Raw genomic sequence first — 17562 nt, 5'->3', positions numbered from 1 at the left:
ATACAGTCTTATGGAATACTTGCAAACATGGTTGGATAATAGTGAGATACCTATTATTACCGCTTTTCTGCTCGGTCTGTTGACTGCTGTAAGTCCTTGCCCATTGGCTACCAACATTACCGCTATTGGATTTATCAGTAAGGATATAAATAACCGTAACCGGATATTTACAAATGGTGTTTTATATACTTTAGGGCGTGTATTGGCTTATTCTGCATTAGGCGCGATACTTATCGCAATACTCCGAAAGGGTGCAGATATGTTTGCCATACAAAAAGGTATCAGCGAATGGGGGGAACTGCTGCTTGCTCCTGCTTTGATGTTGATAGGGCTGTTTATGCTATTCGGAGATAAATTGCAATTACCTAAGTTCGGATTTTCCGCTACTGAAAAGACAGAAAAACTAAAAGGCTCATGGGGTAGTTTGTTGCTGGGGATATTGTTTGCCATGGCATTTTGTCCGACCAGTGGTCTATTTTATTTTGGCATGCTTATTCCCATGTCAGCTATGGAAAGTGAGGGGTATTTGCTACCTGTCATTTTTGCATTGGCAACAGGGCTCCCAGTTATGCTTGTCGCTTGGATTTTGGCATACAGTGTAGCAGGGATAGGAAAGTTTTATAACCGTGTGCAGACTTTTCAGAAGTGGTTTAATAACATGGTAGCTATACTGTTTATTTTGGTTGGCATTTATTATGGATTGATAAATTGGGGTATAATATGAAAATTTTAATTTTATGTACAGGAAATAGCTGTCGCAGCCAAATGGCGCATGGTTTCCTGCAATCGTTTGATAAGAATATACAAGTGTATTCCGCTGGTACGCATCCGGCTGAGAAAGTTAATCCTTTGGCTGTTAAGACAATGGCAGAAGTTGGCATTGATATAAGTAAGCATATTCCTACCAATGTAACTGCTTATTTAAGTGATACATGGGATTATGTGATAACAGTATGCGGTAGTGCTAACGAAACGTGTCCGGCTTTTGAGGGCAATGTAGGGAAACGGTTGCATATTGGTTTTGATGACCCCTCGGAAGTAATAGGGACAACGGACTTCATCAGAAGCGAATTTGAAAGAGTGCGTAATGAAATCAAGAATGAATTTGCCAAGTTCTACATTACAGAGATAAAAAAACAAGAACTGCCTAAATGTGCTTGTAATCGCTAATTTTTTAGGTAATATGTTCGTATTATTACAAACAATAATAGGATTATGATACAAAGGTTTGCAGATTGGCTGGTGTATGACATCTTCGGTTTGGATGCTTCAACAGCTTTAGGAGAAGCTATAAACTTCTTCTTTTACGATACGATAAAGATTTTGATATTATTATTTTTTATCAGCGTGATAATGGGAATTATAAATGCTTATTTCCCGATAGAACGTTTGCGCAATTATTTGACCTCTCGTAAACTATATGGATTGCAATATTTCTTTGCAGCCTTATTTGGTGCTATTACCCCGTTCTGTTCCTGTTCTTCCATACCGCTGTTTATCGGGTTTGTGAAAGGGGGGATTCCTTTAGGGGTAACATTCGCCTATTTGATAACCTCGCCTTTGGTGAATGAGGTTGCTGTTGCCATGTTTATCGGCACTTTTGGGTTGCGTATTACTTCTATTTATGTGATTAGCGGTATTCTGTTAGGTATGGTAGGTGGATTTATTTTGGGCAAGATGAAATTGGAGCCTTATTTGAGTGATTGGGTAAAACAAATTCAGCAAAACTCAACTTCCGACTCCGGAACATGGGAAAAAGAGCATACTCCGTTCTTTAGACGATTGCCGATTATCATGCAAGAAGCATGGGGCATTGTCAAAGGTGTACTTCTGTATATCCTTATCGGCATCGGTATCGGTGCATTTATGCACGGCTATGTACCGGAAGGATTTTTTGAGCAGTATATGTCTAAGGATAATTGGTTTGCAGTTCCTTTATCAGTAGTGTTGGCAGTTCCAATGTATGCCAATGCTGCCGGAATAGTACCGGTAATTGAAGTTTTTGTAGCTAAGGGTATCCCCATAGGAACTGCGCTTGCTTTTATGATGGCAGTTGTTGGGCTGTCATTGCCCGAAGCTACGCTGTTGAAAAAAGTAATGACTTGGCGGCTGATAGGGATATTCTTTGGATTGATAACCTTATTTATTATTGTATTAGGTTATCTTTATAACATTATGTTATAGCGCAATATGTTGTGAGTATGGAATATGCAGCAATTAAAAGCTACGTTAGTAAATTACTCTTTCAGATACAGACCGAAATAAATATTTCTAATTCTGACGAATGTATAGGGATTGATAGGGCGTTACACATGATGCGTTTTATTAGACCTTTGTGTGATGAACTTAGGAAGCATACAGTAAATTATCAGTTTAGGGACGAGGCGGAAGAAATCTATTTCTTTAAAGAACTAAAGCCGGAAGTATTAAGTAAATATATGTACTACAACAAAATTTATGTTATAGAAAGTAAATTCCCAACAGGTAGTGATGTTGCGCAAAAAGAATATCTGTACAATGAACTAAATAGTTTAACATTCTATTTCAGTAGGAATTTGGACTTTTACCAGTATTACCGTTCTAAATCTACTTATTTGGATAGATACTATTTTACCCGAAATCAAAATGATTTACGAATATGTACAGACAGTTCCCATATTGATAAAGACCCTCTATATTCAACCGGATATGATTTTAAAGTGGCTAAAATTATTACTAACGAACTGTTGAAAATCTATTTGACTAACAGATTGCAGGAATTGGAGCGTATTGTACAGCGCAAAGCGGATAACGGACAGGTTGTAGAAAGTATTTTGCGTTGGACTGGCTCTAAAAGGGCGTTGGTAGAACTGATTTATGCTTTAGAAGCGAATGGGGATTTTAATAAAGGAACGGCTACTTTAAAAGAGATTGCAGGATATTTTGAAAATGTGTTCAGTATAGATATTGGTGATTTATATCATTCTTATTTGGAAATGCGAAGCCGTAAAATAAATAGAACTCGGTATTTGGAGACATTGCAAAAAAGTCTGCTCCGAAGAATGGATGAAAACGATACATGATGCGAGTTTTATTTTCTTTTCGCAAGTAATTATATTCTTGATAATAAATAAACCATTCAATATTGATTGAAATACTGAATGGTTTATTGTTTTCAATCAATCCAGTTTTCTTGAAATCTTGCTTTCAATCAATCAGGCTATCAATATTTCAATAAAACAAGATTGCAGAATTACAAAAATAAACTCATCGGTCGGGGAACGCCCAGCGGCAAGGGGCGGGACCACCCGTCCCGACGAGCGAAAAAATCTTTAGTTAGGAAATGTCTTTCTTTCATTGGCAACACGACTTTGGAGTGAATTTGCCCAAGGTGTTTTGCGGCACGGAAAACAGATTTGTGTGCCACAAATCACACCTTGCTGTTATCTGACGATAACACGATTTCAACGGCTGGCAGTACGATTTGGAACGTCCAGTTTTTGAGCCAACATTTCCATGTCGCCACTTACTTTCAAATCGGTAATCCTCGCATAAATTTGAGTAGTTCTGATGTTGGTATGACCTAAAATCTTAGATACAGTTTCAATGGGAACACCGTTTGCGAGCAGCACCGAAGTGGCGCACGAATGCCGGGCTACATGGTAGGTCAAGGTTTTTTCAATCCCGCAAATGGCTGCGATTTCTTTTAAGTAATCATTCATTTTCTGATTGCTGATAACTGGCAAAATCTTACCGTTTGGCAATTTGTCTCTGTACTTTTCCAATATGACTTTTGGTATATCCAGCAATCGGACAGTAGATGTAACATTTGTTTTATGTCTTTTCCGTATAATCCACAAATTACCGTCAAATCCGGTGCGAATGTCCTCCTGCCTTAACTCGCATACATCAATGTATGAAAGTGCCGTGTAACAACTGAAAATGAACAAATCACGTACCTGCTCCAACCGTTTAGAGCTAAACTCGTGGTTGTAAATGGTGGTAATTTCTTCCATAGTCAGGTAATCCCTATCGGTACGTTCAAACCTTACCCGATAACTCCCAAAAGGGTCGGCAGTCACTAAACCCGTATTCTTGGCAAAGTTTACTACCGTGCGAAAACGTTGTATGAACTTCATAGCCGTATTATGGCTGCACCCATAGTTATTCTTGATATACAACAGGAAATCTTCAATGAATACCACATTTATATCTTTAATGAGCATATCGGAAACGGAGTATTTAAACTTCATAAACTCCATAAGCCGTTTCTTTGTCAGTTCATAACGTGAATAGGTCTTGTCTGCGATATTCATTTTGACCTTTTGCAAATACTGCTCGTTGTGCTGTTTGAAGAACTCTATCAAAGTCCGTTCCCTTGCTATCTTACCTAAAAAAGCGTTCTTTACCAGTTCTGCGGTTACATATCCGTCTTGCGCCATTAACGCATGGTAATGTTGATGAACTGTGCTACGAATACTTTCCAGCATGGAATTGATGTGTACGGCTTCTGCGGTTCTGCCGGAAGCCTTGCCTAATTCCACGCTCCAGTGAGTCGGATTTATTTCCAGTTTGGTGTTAAACTGGGCTACAACTTGGTCGATAGTGATACGTGCGATAATCGGTGCATTACCGTTCTTCTTTACTGCATTTCGTTTGACGAAATAGAGTAGCTTAAAAGTACTTCTCATAATCTCTTTTTTTAGTTACAAACTTAAATTGATAAACTGAAAATGAGATATTTGCAGTACGGACAAATCAAGACAACAAACCGCCAATTTTGGACATTCCGTGACCTAAAATCTTAGAGGGTGGACAGGTCACGAATTGGTCACGAAAGTGTGTCTTTTTGTGACCTTTTCGTGTCTTAGGTCACAGACATTATACAAAGAAAAACTCCTACAATACCTTGATATTGTAGGAGTTGTACATTTACTGTCCATTTCTGTCCAGCGTTTCTGTGATCCGCCTGGGGCTCGAACCCAGGACCCCAACATTAAAAGTGTTGTGCTCTACCTGCTGAGCTAGCGAATCTCCTGTTATGTGTGCATCGATTTCTCAAATGCGTTGCAAAGGTAATACTTTATTTTATATCTGCAAACAATCAGAATACTTTTTTTAACCCAAATCCATAATGTATACTCTTTCAGTCTAACTATCAAAGACTTCTATTTCAAGAAAATTACTCAACAAAAAAAATCCATCTAAGATAGACCCAATCTTTAGCTTAAAAACTCTCGAAAAAGAACACCCCTTATAAAACTACCCCAAATGTTCCTCTTATCCCGCTGCTATATTTTTGCTTTTAGAAGCTATCATCTAAATTTTGCTCGGGTCAATTTTGAAAGTTTCTTTCGAGGATATTTTTTCGTTTTATGAGGAAGATAACAAGCTATCTGGCGTGTGAAAAAGAGGATAGAGACCGAAAGAAAACGCAAAAATGACCTGATAATATTTTTTTATTGGAAAAGTTAGACCAGTTCATAACAACATTAAAATTATATGTAAAATGAATTATCAGAATCACTCATTCTCCAATTCCAACACAGCAATAGCGAGCCGTATCTTTCCATAATCTATCTCTTCATTCAAAGCCTCATATATCGGTTTCAATTCTCCGGTATAATTTACATTTTTCAAAGCTCCGGCCACAGCCTCTATTTCATACACTGTCAGGAAACGATGCCATTCGGTAAACTTCTTTTCTTTAATAAGCCATGCAATATGGCTATACACTGTTACCGGTTTCAAATCCCTTGCCGATGCAATCTCCTCTATCGAATAATTCTGCATCAATAGCATTAAAGTTTCGGCATAAGTATCGCCTTTTTCTCTTTTCAAGCCCAGTTCTTTACGTAACAAACCAACAAACTCTTTCCCGTATTTACTTACCTTTGCCACTCCGATACCACTAATACGGGCAAAATCGAACAACGATACGGGTTTATGTATTACCAATTCTTGCAAAACTTTATCGGTAAAAATAATATATGCCGGTTTTCCCTCTTCTGCTGCCAACCGTGAACGCAACATACTAAGCGAATCAAATAATCTCTCATCCGGGCTACGCTCAACCATCGGAGTATCAACGGTTTTCTTCCCTTTCTTCTTATCTTTTCGTTCAGTTATCAATTCATTACTTACAAATGTCAACATGGCAATCTGCTCCCCTCTCAATACTTTCCACCCTGACGGGGTCACTTTTATACGATTGCCCTCATTATATAATAATTCGAAATATCCTAACTGCATCATCTGTAACAAATAACCTTGCCACTGACGAAACGAAAGGTCTTCCCCCGCTCCAAACGTTTTTATTCGGTCATATCCTTTCTCTAAAATTTCCGCTTTATGAGAACCCCTTAAAATATCAATCAATACTTGTACCGTAATCGACTCGCCAGTTCTTATACAAGCACTTAAAGCCTTTTGTACGAGGACAGAGCCGTCAAAACGTTGCGGTGGATTTTTACATATATCGCAATTGCCACAGTCCTTCTCAACTTCTTCTCCAAAATAATTTAAAAGTATGCGCCGCCTACATATCGGAGACTCTGCATACTCCTGCATTCGATGCAGCTTCTCCATATTCATCTGGCTCTGCCCGCTCTCCCGAGCAAACTTCGACAGCATCACCACATCACCCAACGAATAAAACAATAAAGTATCGCTTGGCATACCATCTCTCCCTGCACGCCCTATCTCTTGATAATAACACTCGATACTTTTAGGCATATTATAATGGATGACCCATCGTACATTGGATTTGTCAATACCCATACCGAATGCTATAGTAGCACATACTACTTGTACCTCATCATTTAAAAACGCAGCTTGCGCCTTCTCCCTTTGCTGAGCCGACAACCCGGCATGATATACCTCTGTCGTTATTCCCAATTGGGACAACTCTTGTGCCACCATTTCAGTATTACTTCTACTCAAACAATAGATAATACCGCTCTGTCGGGCATGTCTCTGTATAAACGAATATATTGCGGCCAGTTTCTGTTTCTTATTATATCCTCCTATGACATGTAAGCTCAAATTAGGGCGGTCAAAAGAGGAAATGAATATGCGAGGAGAATCAAGTCCTAATTGCGTTATAATATCATTCCGAGTCAATTTATCAGCTGTAGCAGTAAGTGCCATCATAGGAACGGTCGGGAAACGTTCCTTTAAAACTGACAATTTATTATATTCCGGCCTGAAGTCATGCCCCCATTGAGATATACAGTGAGCCTCATCAATAGCAAATAATGATATATCCAACGACGGCAACAAATAATCCAACTCACTCAATAGCCGTTCTGGAGATATGTACAACAAACGTATATCTCCCTGCCGAGCCTTCATCTTTATTACCAGCTCCTCATCCTCACTTTGTATACTGTTTAATGCCGCTGCTTGAATACCATTCTCAAGCAAAGCATCCACCTGGTCCTTCATCAAAGCCAACAACGGAGATACAACAACGACAAGCCCTTGGTTTATCAATGCCGGAATCTGAAAACAAATAGACTTGCCTCCCCCCGTAGGCATCAAGACCAGACAATCATGTCCTTCCTGAACAGCCTCTATTATCTCGGCCTGATACGGACGGAAAGTATCATAGCCAAAATATTTCCGTAATGCCTCCTGTGCACTGATGCATTTATCTGTCATTTATCAAATCTTCGTCCTATACATTCGTAATCAAAACCCAGTGAACGCAATTCTTCCACATCATATATATTACGGCCATCGACAATATAAGGATGATTCATCACCTTTTTCACTACATTCCAGGCCGGCAGTCTAAACTGTTTCCACTCAGTCACCAAAAACAAGCCATCAGCATCTAGAACAGCATCATACATATCCTTTGCATAATACACACATTCGTCTCCCAATATCCGTCTCCCCTCATCCATAGCTATAGGGTCATATGCTCTGACCTTGCATCCCGCCTCTATCAACGAGCGTATAAGTACTACGGAAGGAGCATCGCGCATATCGTCAGTTTCAGGCTTGAAAGAAAGCCCCCATATAGCAACAGTCTTTCCCTTCAAGTCTCCATTATAATATAATGAAAACTTACGGAACAAAAGCCCTTTCTGATATGCATTCACTTTCTCAACAGACCGAAGTATCTCCATATCCACCCCATATTCTGACGCAGTCTTTATCAAAGCCTTTACATCTTTCGGAAAACAAGAGCCTCCATAACCGCATCCTGCATACAAAAACTTTTTCCCAATACGCATATCAGAGCCGATTCCCGCCCTGACCATATTGACATCAGCCCCTACCGCCTCACACAGATTAGCGATACTATTCATAAAACTAATACGTGTCGCCAGCATGGCATTAGCTGCATATTTTGTCATTTCTGCTGAAGGCACATCCATAAATATAACACGAAAGTTATTCAGCATAAACGGCTTATACAATTTAGACAACAGCTTCCGAGCCTTCTCAGACTCTACCCCTACGACTACTCGGTCTGGTCTCATAAAATCAATCACGGCATTTCCTTCTTTCAGAAATTCCGGGTTAGACGCGACATCGAAATCTATATTCAAACCTCTATCATCCAACTCTTTCTGAATTGTAGAACGTACCAAAGCAGCGGTTCCTACCGGTACAGTACTTTTAGTAACGACCAGAACATATTTTTTCATACTTCTTCCAATAGTACGAGCTACTTCGAGCACATACTTCAAATCGGCACTGCCATCCTCATCGGGAGGCGTACCCACCGCTATAAATATAATATCGACATCATCGATACAAGACTCCAAATCAGTAGTAAACGAAAGGCGCCCATCGTTATGATTTTTCCGTACCAACTCTTCAAGGCCGGGTTCATAAATAGGAATCACCCCATTCTCCAATTTTTCAACCTTACTTTTATCAACATCTACACAAATCACATTCAAACCCATCTCAGCAAAACAAGTACCCGTAACCAGTCCTACATATCCAGTACCGACAATAGCAATCTTCATATTTACTAATTTTTTAAGGTTTCGGCCTTATCAGAAGGCATTCTTTTCCCCTTTAATAGCATTAAATACTGTAAGAAAGATAATCTTTATATCTAACCAGAAGTTCCAATTTTCAATATACCAAACGTCATACTCCACCCGTTTTTCCATCTGCCACAACTCTTTTGTTTCTCCACGATAACCATTCACCTGAGCCCAACCTGTCAAGCCAGGCTTCACCATGTGGCGAACCATATAACGGTCTATCATTTTAGAATAATCCTCTGTATGCTTTATCATGTGAGGTCTGGGACCTACAACCGACATGTCTCCCAAAAATACATTGATAAACTGAGGTAGCTCGTCCAGACTCGTTCTCCTCAGGAAACGCCCAAGTTTTGTCACTCGCGAATCCCCTTTCGTTGCCTGTACCGAATCCGATTCTTTATTTACCTTCATAGTCCGAAATTTATAACAAGTAAATTCCTTCCCTTTAAAGCCGGTACGTTTCTGCTTGAAAAATACAGGACCGGGAGACGACACCTTCACAGCCAGGCTTATAGGCAAAAGCCATAAAGGAAACAATACCAACATTACCGACGAAAACAATAAATCAAAGAAGCGTTTCAATAACCGTAAAATAGGATGCTCTAGTGACTCTTCCCTGATAGACAATACCGGAACTCCTCCTAACATCTGATAATGCATACGTTTAAATACATATCGGTTTATCTCCGGTACGATATAAAAACGTACCATATTCTGCTCCGAAAATTTCATCAATCGCAAAATTTTTTCATCTTGAGACCCTGGCAGCGCACAGTATAATTCGTCAACATCATTTTCCAGAACAAATTTCTCTACCTCACTTACCGTACCCAAATAAGAAGGTATAGACCTCTTCAACTTCTCATTATCATCAAAAAATCCAAGGAAACGATAACCATATCCCTCGTCACTTTTCAATGCATTATAAAGCATTATTCCGGTCCGGCCGGCACCCACAATAACTACACGTCTAAAATTGTAACCTTTTCTTCGATAATATTTCAAGAACTTACGGCTTATAATCCACCAAAGACACAAAAGAGCAAAAAACAGGCCAAAATAACGCAACAGAGTTATAGGAAGAATATCATCTCCCACCTTTAAGAAGGTGAGCAAAGACAAAAATATCACAAAATAAACGGCCACAGATCTCAAAGCAACTACAAGTACCCAGTCGATATGTATCATCCGATTATTATGGATGTTACTAAAAATATAAGCTACTGGCAAATAAGATATGTTTAATAACAGCCAAATAATTTTGGAACAAAAATCTTGCGAACTATCTGGAAATATAAACCATATCAGAAAAAAAGCCATATTGATACACAAGAAATCGATTACCGTAATCAATATCCGTATCAAATATCCATACCCGCCACCATTATTGTTTCTTATCATTAGCATAAATCCGGTTCATTAAAAAATACAAGACTTCAGTAAACCCGTAGTCTAATAACGAATAAAGTGACTATAAATTTTCTTGTTCTTTTTCTTCCGAATAAAGAACAATCCGATTGTTTAAACTCCTCGATGGAAACTTCAATGCTTAAAGCAACGACAACTTAAAGCATCTTGATAAAGATGTCTAAGTTGCCGTTACTCAATTATATTTTTTACAAATTCTCGTCGATCAATTCGATTTTCTGAATAATCAACTGCATCTGATCTTTCAATTGCTGCATTTTACGCTCCATTTCCTTGAGCATGCTGTTACCGCTTTTCGATGAGATATTCAAAAAGCCCATGTTATTTTCATAGGTGTGCAATTCAGCCTTCAAACGTTCATAATTATGCACCAGTTTTTCCCGTTCTCGATAAAGCTTATTCTGAGCCTGATCCGAAGAAGCCAACTGCTGCACGGTAGAAGTATAAGACATTAATCGGTTCCTATTCTCCTGCATATTCAACCGAGTAAAATGCTTATCCAACACGGATTGATATTCCTTATATATTTTATCCTTCTCCTTAAAAGGAACAAAACCTATTTTATTCCATTCTGCCATCAGTTCCCGAACTCGAGCCGTCGCCTCTGCAGTTTCCATATTCTCATCGATGGCATTCAATTTTGCAATTATCTCTTTTTTCTGGTTGAGATTCTCCAATTCCACCTGTCTTTGAGACGAAGTCTGCTTTGCTTTCTGCTCAAAGAAATAGTCACAAGCCGAAATAAACCGTTTCCAAACTGCATCAGAATATTTTTTGGCTACCGGCCCTATAGTCTTCCACTCTTTCTGTATCGCAATAAGCGTATCAGTCGTAGATTTCCATTCCGTACTCTCCTTCAAGGCCTCGGCTTTTTCACAAAGAGCCTTTTTCTTTTCCAGATTCCGGGCCATTTCATCCTTTACAGCCTTAAAATACTCGGCTTTCTTTCTGAAGAATTCATCACAGCTTTTACGAAAACGTTCAAATAACTGATTATTTACTTTGCGGGAAGCAAAACCTATCGTTTTCCACTGCTCCTGCAAAGCAATAATTTCTTTCGTTTTTTCATCCCATGCATTGAATGACTTCAAGTCATCGGTATTGATAGATTCGATTTCAACACATAATGCGGTCTTCGCCTCTTCATTTTTCTGCTCGCCTTCTTTCAATGACTCAAAATGTTGTTGATGACGTTTATTTATTACACTTGAGGCAGCCTTAAAACGATTCCACAACTCATCCCTGAGTTCTTTGGCCACTGGACCGATTCCTTTCCACTCTTCATGTAATGCTTGCAACGATTTGAAAGCTCCGATAATATCCTCATTCTCAGATAAAGCTTCCGCAGCTTCACATAAAGCAATCTTCTGATCCAAATTTTTCTTAAAATCGTAATCTCTCAGCTCTTTATTGATTTTCAACAAATCGTAAAAACGCTCAACATACAATTGATAACTTTTCCACAAATCATTGACCGCAGAAGCCGGGATATTCGTTATCTCCTTAAACGACTGTTGCAACTGCTGAAAATCATTATAACGCTTATTTATATTGTCCGAATCCTCAGTAAGAGCCTTTATCTCATCCAGGATTTCTTTTTTACGTACTAAATTAACTTCTTTTATCCGCTCCTGTTCCTCAGCAAAAGCAGCCTTTTTTTCTTTAAATGTATTCAATAAAGATTTTAGTATTTCTTCCAATTCATCCGCCTCCGGAGTGAATACTTCATCTTCAACATCCTTGTTTTCTTCAAATTGCTTACGGGCAGCTTCAATTTCCGCCTTACGCAATTTATAATAACTCTGTTTAAGAGAATCTATTTCATCTTTTACTTCATCAACAGGCCTTTGAACCAGCGATTTTATCTGATCTACAATTTCCTGTCGCGTCAATTTCACTTCAGGCTTAACATCGGAAGTCTCTCCCGCAACAGACTGTTCCGGAGCAGTTACCGGTACTTCGGGCTCCAGATTTTCGGTAGCAGGAAGATTTTCTTGGGAATCCATCATATTTTTTTCTTTTAAAAAAAGCTATTCACTTTAATTTTAGAGACAAAATAAAAAAAATATTTTGGCAATTCATATAAAATTACCTACTTTTTTATTGAAAAAATAAAAATCTTATTAACAAATACATTTTCTACTCCGTTATATATTCACACAGAATAGATTGCAAATAAGTTTTTCAGCAAATTAAAAAAGTATTCTATAATATATACTAAAAAATTTATTTCAATACCTCTACACAGCCAAAACCCAAATTGATTTTTTCACCCAGTCCGGTATTATAAATAAGCCGATGCAATGTTGGATGCAACGTCAAACGAAATTTATACATATAACCAATAATTTTTGTCTCGTCTGGTGTAAATCGTTTAATAAAAATGCCTTTCCGCTTGGGTGGTGTTATCAGTTCAAAACCAAATTGCAAATTATGCGGGAACTCCTTCCGATAGAAATATTCGTATTTTTCAAGAATAGTATCGAGCAATATATCCTGATATTCCGGAGAATCAGGCCCTATATATTCTATACTTCTATTAGGACGGACGTTTGCAAAAACAATAGGAGACAACGACAGATAATCCATTGTTTGCTTATAATCGGGATCCTCTATCTCCATTATTTCATCTACAACAAACTCAACCTTAGAATGCCGGTCACCTATCAACAAATCTTGTCCTAAAAATATCTGCTCTACCAGTTCCCTTGTTCCTCGGACAGGAAGAAAAGATATCCACAGCTGCACCCTACGAGCCAAAATACAAAGCCTGTCTACCTCGACCTTAATGCGAGGAATATAAAAATTAGAAATAGAAAAAAGCCTGTACCTTGAACTCAAATCCGATATAAATCCATTTTGCTGCAACCACTCAACATATAACCCCATATTATCGGTCAATTTTCGGTGTATACAAGACGATAATTCGTACTGATAACTCACTGGCAGCACATTTCCAAAACTCTCCGGTTTTACCGATAGTATTAATTTAAATCGCATATCCGCACATATTTGCAATAAAACTCAACTCTATTTAACTACTCTACACTTTTAATATATAGACTAAACTCACACTTAAAGCATATATCAATTCTATTTACACCACCAACTTACTACACAACTATAAACTCTCAAAAAAACGGAATGTGTTTTTCAGATTTATCCATAATAAACTTACTGTGCCCGGTAATACAAAGTAGAGCTATTCTCCTCTCTAAATACCTTTCGGGCTACCCGACACAGATCCTGAGGTGTAATATCCCAATATTTTTTTACCTCTTCGTTAATATCTTCCGCCTGGCCTATCAACTCATGATAAGCCAGATTTGTCGCTTTGTTCAAATAGTTTATATTTGAAAACAAATGATTCGACTCAAACTTATTAACGACCTTTTCCAGTTCTTGCTTTTCTATAGTTTCTTCCATCAAAGCCGATACTTCTCTTTTTATGGCTTCATCAGCATCTTCCATGGTTATACCTTTATTCAGTCGACCTGTCACCACAAAAAGACCGGCATCGATATCTCCCGTTATACTCGCATCGATATCCGAAAACATCTTCCTCTCCATTACCAGATGCCGATACAATCGTGACGACCGACCATTAGACAAAATATCAGATAACAAATCATACGAATGATATTCCTTATCAGTACGACGGCACATATGCCAAGCCTTTGTTATGGCATCTAATGGGACAGACCTGTAAACCTCCAGAAACCGGGATTCCTTTTGTTCCGGCTCCTCCGGCAAATTTCGGGCAGCAATATTCCTTTTAGGAATAGATCCAAACCACTTTTCTGTCAATCGGACTGCATCTTCAAATGAAATATTCCCCGCAATAGACAATATTGCGTTATTAGGAGCATAATGCTTATAAAAAAACGTCTTAACGTCTTCTAACGTGGCATTTTCTATATGGCTGATTTCTTTTCCTATGGTAGGCCAACGATACGGATGCACTTTATATGCCATAGGGCGTAAAAGCATATAAGTATCGCCATAAGGTTGATTCAAATTTCTCTGTTTAAATTCTTCACAAACAACTTGCTTTTGTACGGACAAGCTCTTTTCAGAAAAATTAAGCTCCAACATTCTATCCGACTCCAGCCAAAATGCAGTTTCCACATTTTGCCGGGGAACTACACTATAATAATTAGTAATATCGTTACTTGTCCAAGCATTGTTTTCCCCTCCGGCTTTCTGCAAAGGAGTGTCAAAATCCGGAATATTGACCGACCCTCCAAACATCAAATGCTCGAACAAATGGGCAAATCCGGTTTGTGAAGGCTCCTCATCTTTTGAGCCGACATCATATATGATATTTAAAGCCACCATTTGCGTACTATTATCAAAATGATGCAGCATCTTCAATCCATTCGGCAATAAATATCGACTTACCTCAATCACTTCTCTACAATTTTCAATGTCATTTTAATATCATCTTTGGGCCTGTCCGACCTATCGGTCGAGACCTTTTGTATTCTGTCTATCACATCAAGACCATCAACAACCTCCCCAAAGACCGTATATTCCCCATCGAGATGAGGCGCACCTCCTATCGTTGTATAAGCTTCACGCTGTTCCGCCGTCAACTGTACTGGTCCGCTTTCCTTCATCTCCAACTGGGTCTGAGCTATCAATTTTTCCTGTAACTCGTACAATCCCTCTTTATCCCGATTTTTACGCAACTGCATTACTTCCGCCCGATGCTCTCCCACCAAACGTTCGAATATTTTTTGCTCCTTTTGTTTCGTCATACGATTCTCCAAAGATGCAATCTGACCCGAAGAAATAACCGTACCCGTTACAATATAAAACTGAGAACCGGACGACTCCTTCTGCGGGTTTACCTCATCCCCAGTACGAGCAGCAGCCAAAGCTCCTTTTTTATGAAAATGTGCCGGATATACAATCTCTGCCGGTATCGTATATCCCATATCTCCAGTACCCAGTTGCTTCCCAGCCGGAGCATTTTTTGATGTCGGATCTCCACCCTGTATCATAAAATTTTCTATAACCCTATGAAACAATGTACCATTATAAGTCCCCTCTTTTACCAGTTTCAAAAAATTGTCCCTATGACGGGGTGTATCATCGTATAATTTAAGTGTTATATCACCAAATCGCGTCTCTATAACGACATACGTATCTTTCTCTTTATTTTGAGCTGTACAACTTGTCATAAAAAATATCAGTATAATAAAAAAAACAGTATAATATGATTTTATCATTTATTCAAATATTCAAACAATAATTATATGTGCAAAGATAATAAATCATAAATGAAAATAGAGCCCGCAAATAGCTTATTTTCCCTCATATCCATCTCAAAACCTAAATATCGGTCTTATGAAAATAACAATACCCGTCCTTACAACAAAAGACTGACTGCATATATACATTATTACCCTTTATTAACTACCTAATTACTCTGTTTACAATATTTTGGTTTAAAGATAATTATTTATCGCTGAACAAAAGCAAAAAGGCTGCATAATAACAAAATGCAACCTTTTTTCACACAAATATATTGAATCATCACTTATCCTTATCAGGTCCCACTACAATTAAAGCTTCCGATTCGGGACTCGTAGCATATTGTTTAAAGTTATCTGCATACTTTGAAGCAAGCTCTTTTGCCTTCTTTTCCCATTCCGCAACATCTTTATATGTATTTCTCGGGTCCAATATATTTTTATCTACTCCCGGCAACTCGACAGGTATAGTCAAGTTGAGTACAGGCAGATAATGTGTCGGAGTCTTATCTATATCACCTGACAAAATCGCATCGATAATAGCCCGAGTTGTTTTAATAGATATACGTTTTCCCGTTCCGTTCCAGCCCGTATTCACCAAATATGCTTTACAGTGATGATCTCTCATTTTCCGGGCCAATACTGCAGCATACATCATCGGATGTACTGTAAGAAATGCTTCGCCAAAGGCCGGAGAAAATGAAGGAACAGGTTCCGTAATACCTCGTTCAGTCCCAGCCAGTTTAGACGTATAGCCACTAATAAAATGATACTGAGCCTGCCTCTCATCCAAAATAGCCACAGGAGGCAACACTCCGTAAGCATCTGCCGACAAATATATAACTTTTGAAGCATGCCCGGCACGAGACGGTTCTACAATATTATCGATATGATAAATGGGATAACTCACCCGTGTATTCTCCGTAATCGAAGCATCAGCAAAATCTATACTTCCGTCCTTACGTACCACAACATTCTCCAATAAAGCATCACGGCGTATGGCATCCCATATTTCAGGTTCATTTTCTTTACTCAAATTGATAACTTTGGCATAGCATCCTCCTTCAAAATTAAATACACCATTATCATCCCAACCATGCTCGTCATCACCAATTAAAAGCCGTTTAGGGTCTGTCGACAAAGTTGTCTTCCCCGTTCCCGACAATCCGAAAAACAGTGCAACATCCCCATTAATACCTACATTGGCAGAACAATGCATCGATGCAATACCTTTCAACGGCAGATAATAGTTCATCATGCTGAACATCCCTTTTTTCATCTCACCACCATACCAAGTTCCACCGATAATCTGCATCCTTTCAGTCAGATTGAATACCACAAACACCTCAGAATTCAGCCCCTGCTCTTTCCACTTAGGATTAGTAACTTTCGAACCATTCATTACCACAAAATCAGGCTCCCCAAAATTTTTTAATTCTTCATCTGTAGGACGAATAAACATATTCTTCACAAAGTGAGCTTGCCAAGCCACTTCCATAATAAAACGAACTTTCAATCTCGTATCCTTATTCGCACCACAAAATGCATCGACTACATACAATCGGTCTTTATTAGAAAGTTCATTTATAACCAACTCTTTCAAATCATTCCATACTTCAGTAGTCATGGCACGATTAACCTTGCCGTCCCACCACACTGTACTTTCAGTCTTTGCGTCCTTAACAATATACTTATCTTTAGGAGAGCGCCCCGTAAACTTCCCGGTTTTCACTGCCACTGCACCCGTATTGGTAACCACTGCCTCATCAAAACCACTCAAAGACGGGTCTATCTCATATTTGAACAAATCATCATACGACGGATTATAAACAATCTCCTTCACCCCACGAATGCCATAACGGCCTAAATCTATCTGTACCATA

General features: G+C 38.7%; 13 protein-coding genes, 1 tRNA gene and 1 pseudogene. 4 read left to right on the top strand and 11 right to left on the bottom strand.

Going from position 1 to position 17562, the window contains the following annotated elements:
- The first annotated feature begins 10 nt into the window (after window positions 1-10).
- The 4 genes from Cop2CBH44_RS15730 to Cop2CBH44_RS15715 are packed head-to-tail and all read left to right on the top strand — an operon-like array spanning window position 11 to window position 3062.
- Window positions 11-724, top strand: a complete 714-nt coding sequence (locus Cop2CBH44_RS15730; protein WP_005943274.1) for an aromatic aminobenezylarsenical efflux permease ArsG family transporter — start codon at window positions 11-13, stop codon at window positions 722-724.
- Complete coding sequence (locus Cop2CBH44_RS15725) at window positions 721-1170, top strand: arsenate reductase ArsC (protein ID WP_103983152.1); 450 nt, start codon at window positions 721-723, stop codon at window positions 1168-1170. Before Cop2CBH44_RS15730 ends, Cop2CBH44_RS15725 begins: the two co-directional genes overlap by 4 nt.
- Before the next feature lie 45 nt (window positions 1171-1215).
- The gene (locus Cop2CBH44_RS15720; protein ID WP_200755185.1) at window positions 1216-2184 is read left to right on the top strand and encodes a permease; all 969 of its coding nucleotides are present in this window, start codon (window positions 1216-1218) and stop codon (window positions 2182-2184) included.
- Between the two features lie 17 nt (window positions 2185-2201).
- Window positions 2202-3062 (top strand): RteC domain-containing protein, encoded by an 861-nt coding sequence (locus Cop2CBH44_RS15715; protein ID WP_005943280.1) that lies wholly within the window; start codon window positions 2202-2204, stop codon window positions 3060-3062.
- A 381-nt stretch (window positions 3063-3443) separates the two neighbouring features.
- Here the strand turns inward: Cop2CBH44_RS15715 and Cop2CBH44_RS15710 are convergent, their stop codons facing one another.
- The 11 genes and pseudogenes from Cop2CBH44_RS15710 to pckA form a co-directional block, all read right to left on the bottom strand.
- Window positions 3444-4670, bottom strand: a complete 1227-nt coding sequence (locus Cop2CBH44_RS15710) for a site-specific integrase (protein WP_200755184.1) — start codon at window positions 4668-4670, stop codon at window positions 3444-3446.
- A gap of 270 nt (window positions 4671-4940) precedes the next feature.
- Window positions 4941-5013, bottom strand: a tRNA-Lys gene (locus tag Cop2CBH44_RS15705).
- Between the two features lie 489 nt (window positions 5014-5502).
- Window positions 5503-5820 (bottom strand): helix-turn-helix domain-containing protein, encoded by a 318-nt coding sequence (locus Cop2CBH44_RS16570; RefSeq protein WP_257606539.1) that lies wholly within the window; start codon window positions 5818-5820, stop codon window positions 5503-5505.
- 9 nt (window positions 5821-5829) lie between these two features.
- Window positions 5830-7641 (bottom strand): annotated as a pseudogene (gene recQ / locus Cop2CBH44_RS15700) (DNA helicase RecQ); the annotation flags it as partial.
- Window positions 7638-8966 (bottom strand): UDP-glucose dehydrogenase family protein, encoded by a 1329-nt coding sequence (locus Cop2CBH44_RS15695; protein ID WP_021930073.1) that lies wholly within the window; start codon window positions 8964-8966, stop codon window positions 7638-7640. The gene Cop2CBH44_RS15695 and the pseudogene recQ, both read right to left, overlap by 4 nt.
- A 30-nt stretch (window positions 8967-8996) precedes the next feature.
- Entirely contained in the window at window positions 8997-10400 is a 1404-nt protein-coding gene (locus Cop2CBH44_RS15690) for an undecaprenyl-phosphate glucose phosphotransferase (protein ID WP_021930074.1), read from the bottom strand.
- 209 nt (window positions 10401-10609) lie between these two features.
- Window positions 10610-12430: a DUF349 domain-containing protein gene (locus tag Cop2CBH44_RS15685; protein ID WP_021930075.1), complete on the bottom strand. Its 1821-nt coding sequence runs from the start codon at window positions 12428-12430 to the stop codon at window positions 10610-10612.
- A gap of 217 nt (window positions 12431-12647) precedes the next feature.
- Window positions 12648-13421, bottom strand: a complete 774-nt coding sequence (cas6, locus tag Cop2CBH44_RS15680; RefSeq protein WP_044227265.1) for a CRISPR-associated endoribonuclease Cas6 — start codon at window positions 13419-13421, stop codon at window positions 12648-12650.
- Between the two features lie 174 nt (window positions 13422-13595).
- Window positions 13596-14828: a M16 family metallopeptidase gene (locus Cop2CBH44_RS15675; RefSeq protein ID WP_200756004.1), complete on the bottom strand. Its 1233-nt coding sequence runs from the start codon at window positions 14826-14828 to the stop codon at window positions 13596-13598.
- Window positions 14828-15607 (bottom strand): peptidylprolyl isomerase, encoded by a 780-nt coding sequence (locus tag Cop2CBH44_RS15670; protein ID WP_021930078.1) that lies wholly within the window; start codon window positions 15605-15607, stop codon window positions 14828-14830. Before Cop2CBH44_RS15670 ends, Cop2CBH44_RS15675 begins: the two co-directional genes overlap by 1 nt.
- Window positions 15608-15962: 355 nt before the next feature.
- A complete protein-coding gene (gene pckA, locus Cop2CBH44_RS15665) occupies window positions 15963-17561 on the bottom strand; it encodes a phosphoenolpyruvate carboxykinase (ATP) (RefSeq protein WP_200755183.1) in 1599 nt (532 codons plus the stop codon).
- Between the last annotated feature and the right edge of the window lies 1 nt (window position 17562).

Source organism: Coprobacter secundus subsp. similis (assembly GCF_015097275.1).
Classification (GTDB): Bacteria; Bacteroidota; Bacteroidia; order Bacteroidales; family Coprobacteraceae; genus Coprobacter; species Coprobacter secundus.
The sequence above is the reverse complement of the archived record's forward strand: the minus strand, read 5'-3'. Positions and strand labels throughout refer to the sequence as shown.

Excerpts from the sequence above, each read along its gene's own strand:
- Cop2CBH44_RS15725 (WP_103983152.1), top strand. The coding sequence starts at position 721 with ATGAAAATTTTAATTTTATGTACAGGAAATAGCTGTCGCAGCCAAATG.
- Cop2CBH44_RS15670 (WP_021930078.1), bottom strand. The coding sequence starts at position 15,607 with ATGACAAGTTGTACAGCTCAAAATAAAGAGAAAGATACGTATGTCGTT.
- Cop2CBH44_RS15685 (WP_021930075.1), bottom strand. The coding sequence starts at position 12,430 with ATGATGGATTCCCAAGAAAATCTTCCTGCTACCGAAAATCTGGAGCCC.
- Cop2CBH44_RS15720 (WP_200755185.1), top strand. The coding sequence starts at position 1,216 with ATGATACAAAGGTTTGCAGATTGGCTGGTGTATGACATCTTCGGTTTG.
- Cop2CBH44_RS15695 (WP_021930073.1), bottom strand. The coding sequence starts at position 8,966 with ATGAAGATTGCTATTGTCGGTACTGGATATGTAGGACTGGTTACGGGT.
- cas6 (WP_044227265.1), bottom strand. The coding sequence starts at position 13,421 with ATGCGATTTAAATTAATACTATCGGTAAAACCGGAGAGTTTTGGAAAT.
- Cop2CBH44_RS15730 (WP_005943274.1), top strand. The coding sequence starts at position 11 with ATGGAATACTTGCAAACATGGTTGGATAATAGTGAGATACCTATTATT.
- Cop2CBH44_RS15710 (WP_200755184.1), bottom strand. The coding sequence starts at position 4,670 with ATGAGAAGTACTTTTAAGCTACTCTATTTCGTCAAACGAAATGCAGTA.
- Cop2CBH44_RS15690 (WP_021930074.1), bottom strand. The coding sequence starts at position 10,400 with ATGCTAATGATAAGAAACAATAATGGTGGCGGGTATGGATATTTGATA.
- pckA (WP_200755183.1), bottom strand. The coding sequence starts at position 17,561 with ATGGTACAGATAGATTTAGGCCGTTATGGCATTCGTGGGGTGAAGGAG.
- Cop2CBH44_RS15715 (WP_005943280.1), top strand. The coding sequence starts at position 2,202 with ATGGAATATGCAGCAATTAAAAGCTACGTTAGTAAATTACTCTTTCAG.